Source organism: Salipiger sp. 1_MG-2023 (assembly GCF_030547555.1).
Classification (GTDB): domain Bacteria; phylum Pseudomonadota; class Alphaproteobacteria; order Rhodobacterales; family Rhodobacteraceae; genus Salipiger.
Window position 1 is genome coordinate 1 of record NZ_JAUOQN010000139.1, and the last position, 2,279, is coordinate 2,279.

General features: G+C 52.8%; 2 protein-coding genes and 1 pseudogene. 2 read left to right on the forward strand and 1 reads right to left on the reverse strand.

Going from position 1 to position 2,279, the window contains the following annotated elements; all coding sequences use genetic code 11:
- Positions 1–860: 860 nt before the first annotated feature.
- Positions 861–1,451, forward strand: coding sequence for a DUF488 family protein (locus Q4543_RS24160; protein ID WP_303442659.1), 591 nt, complete (start codon positions 861–863; stop codon positions 1,449–1,451).
- Between the two features lie 5 nt (positions 1,452–1,456).
- On the forward strand, positions 1,457–1,891 hold the full coding sequence (locus Q4543_RS24165) for a DUF488 family protein (protein WP_303442662.1): 435 nt from the start codon (positions 1,457–1,459) through the stop codon (positions 1,889–1,891).
- 53 nt (positions 1,892–1,944) lie between these two features.
- Here the strand turns inward: Q4543_RS24165 and Q4543_RS24170 are convergent.
- Positions 1,945–2,202: pseudogene (locus tag Q4543_RS24170) on the reverse strand (DUF3883 domain-containing protein); the annotation flags it as partial.
- Positions 2,203–2,279 lie beyond the last annotated feature (77 nt).

Genomic DNA, 2,279 nt, shown 5'->3' on the forward strand with positions numbered 1-2,279 from the left:
GCGATGAAGGACTGGCACAAACTCAAGCCAGAGCTGTTCAAGAAACAGCCATATTACCTGCCGGGATGTGACATGTAGTGGCCGGCTTCGCGAAGAACCACCATACGCCCCAACCACCTTTGGCGTCTTGATTTCCGGCATCCAATCAGCATGATCGCATACTTGAGTAAGGTGGAGGAAGTCGTTGGTCACAAAGAGAATAGTCTGCCTTGCGAACTCTTTTCGTCCTGGAGGCAGCTGTGTCGCGGGCATTGAAATCCTAAATGACGGATTCGGGTCATGGGTTCGGCCGATTAGTCATCGACCAGATCAAGCGATCAGCGACAACGAAAAGACATATGCAGACGGTACCCGTCTTGCCATGCTTGATGTCATTGACATTGATTTCGATGCACACCGCCCCGAACATCACCAAACCGAGAACTGGTTGATTTCTCAGGGCGTGAGATGGAGGAAAGTCGGCGAAGCTCTACCGGATCAATTGGGTGGGGCGCTTCTCCCACGAACCACACCGCTTTGGCGGCCTGCTCAGAGTACGTACTCCGGACGAAACGACCAAGTCACTGGACAGATCGCGCACGCGTCAAATTGGTCCCTAGCACTTGTGAACCCTGCGATCTGTACGGTGGATGTTTCATTCAACCCGTTCAGTAACAGCAACGAGGTGTGGGTTAGCTTCGCATGGGCTGGAACGCCTCACAAAATTAAACTCACCGATCCTGTTCAGTTCGCGCGCTTCAATACTGGCGTCGGAGATAGATACACGCTCGAGAATGCCATCCTGTGTATAAGCTTGGCCCACGTTTGGGCCCAACGCAACACGGCTTCAAAGCTGGTAGCGGGGCTGATAGTATAACAACATGGAAAATCAACGCGTCATTTATACAGTCGGGCATTCCACGCAGCCGATCGAACAGTTCTTGAGCCTTCTGAGGCAGCACGCCATTTCTGCCGTGGCGGATGTGAGATCCTCTCCCTTTAGCAAGCATGCGCCCCAGTACAGTAGGGACGAACTCAAGAAGGCGCTGAAGAGTGCAGGTATCGCGTACGTCTTTCTGGGAAAGGAACTCGGGGCAAGATCCGAAGACGATTCTTGCTATATTGGCGGGGTTGTAAGTTATGAACGTCTGTCCAAGACTTCCCTATTCAAGAAGGGAATCGAAAGGGTCGAAGATGGCTGTGCTCAGTTTCGTATAGCCCTTATGTGCTCCGAGCGAGATCCAACAGAATGCCACCGAACTATATTGGTGTCGAAGATACTGCATGAACGAGGAGCGGACGTCAGACACATTCTGGCAAGTGGCGAAATTGAGACTCACAAGGAGACCATGCTCAGGGTCTTGGATCTACTCGGCATGCCGCGAGAGGATATGCTTAATTCTCAAGCAGAGTTGATTTCAAAGGCCTATCAAGGGCGCGAGAAGCAAATAGCGTATCGGCGCGAGGAGTAAGGAAAGTGGTGCAGATATTCACAATAGGTTTCACCAAGACCTCCGCTGAGCACTTCTTCGGAAGGCTAAAGGATTCTCAGTCGCGCAAGCTAGTCGATGTTCGCCTCAATAACGTCTCTCAACTCGCTGGATTCGCAAAGAGGGACGACCTAAGGTTCTTTACGAAGAGCCTTTGCAATATGGAATATTCTCATGTTCCAAAGCTGGCGCCTACCAAGTCAATGCTCGATGCATATAAATCAAAGAAGGTAGACTGGGCAACATACGAAAGACAGTTTCTAGATCTGATGATCAGTCGGCAAATAGAGAAAATAAAGCCCGCTGAATTAGATGGGTGTTGTTTGCTTTGCAGTGAGGACACACCCCACTTCTGCCACCGCCGCGTGGTCGCTGAGTATTTGAATAGGGAGTGGGGCAACGTGGAGATTATTCATCTTTGAGCGAATGATCGGCCTTCGGAAAATTCCAAATACGGCAGAGTGAGACGTTCAAATTAGTGAAAACTCGCCTGAAAGGACGTCGCGGTCAGCGAGACATGCGCGTCCAGCGGCGGGTGCAGCTCGAACGCCTTCGGTTCGCGCGCGAAGTTCCAGAGCCGGAGCAGGGACCATTCCGAACGCCGCTCCTCGGCCACGGCCAGCTCGTTGCGGCTGATATGAAAAGGCGTGCGCTCCCAGCCATTCGTCGTCTTCACCTCGATCAGGCGCGGACGGCCATCCGGCGCGAAGCTGGCGATATCGTAGCCGGCGCCATGATGATGTCCCAACTGATGGTGTAGCTCACGACGGGCCTCGCGCTCACCGGCGGGCCGAGCTTGTCAGTCGCGCT

Bases quoted from the DNA above. Each gene is read 5' to 3' on its own strand.
- Q4543_RS24160 (WP_303442659.1), top strand. From the start codon at position 861: ATGGAAAATCAACGCGTCATTTATACAGTCGGGCATTCCACGCAGCCG.